This is a genomic window from Ferrovum myxofaciens (assembly GCF_000735045.1).
GTDB lineage: Bacteria > Pseudomonadota > Gammaproteobacteria > Burkholderiales > Ferrovaceae > Ferrovum > Ferrovum myxofaciens.
The window spans coordinates 1-545 of the sequence record NZ_JPOQ01000560.1 but is presented as its reverse complement, the minus strand read 5'-3'; the positions used below and the strand labels follow the sequence as shown (position 1 = coordinate 545).

Annotated in this window: 1 protein-coding gene; it reads left to right on the top strand. The window is 45.5% G+C overall.

Annotated elements, in window-relative coordinates:
* Positions 1–311 precede the first annotated feature (311 nt).
* Positions 312–545 (top strand): hypothetical protein (locus IV91_RS19445; protein WP_233418511.1); only part of this gene is annotated, 234 nt, incomplete at its 3' end.

Below are 545 nucleotides of genomic sequence, written 5' to 3'. Positions count from 1 at the left end.
ATCAAGGCCTACCTTCGCCTTGAACTCGGGGGTGTGAACTTTCCTCTTCTTCGCTTCGCTCATTTCGCTCATCCCTTATGACAGCGCACAGCATAAACTACTGTCTTGATTTCAGGGTCCACTATAATGAGAAGGATGAGGATAAATTTCATTGGGGATTACAGGCAACCAGTAATCTTTATCTTAAACCACATCTTGGCATCAAAATAGGCGCATCTTAAGCTTCGTCCAGACCACGATAGCAACCGAGATAGCCATTCCTTCACTGAAAATCGTTTTTCAATATCTTCCATATTCAGCACAGCCAAAGCTTGGGCGTATTCCTGTCGAAGTTCCGATATTGGAATATCGCGTTGCCTCGATATTTCCACCAGCCTTGCATCGAGATATTTGGCAAACTCAACGGCGTCAACATCGTTCCTGATTATGTCTCTATCTCAGTGCGCGCCATCAGTTTCTTTCCAGAACAAGGAGTTGCACATATGAGCGCCACGGCAAGTCTTGGCACCATCGCTGCCAGATCGAATTGTTGTATTTCCGGAAAT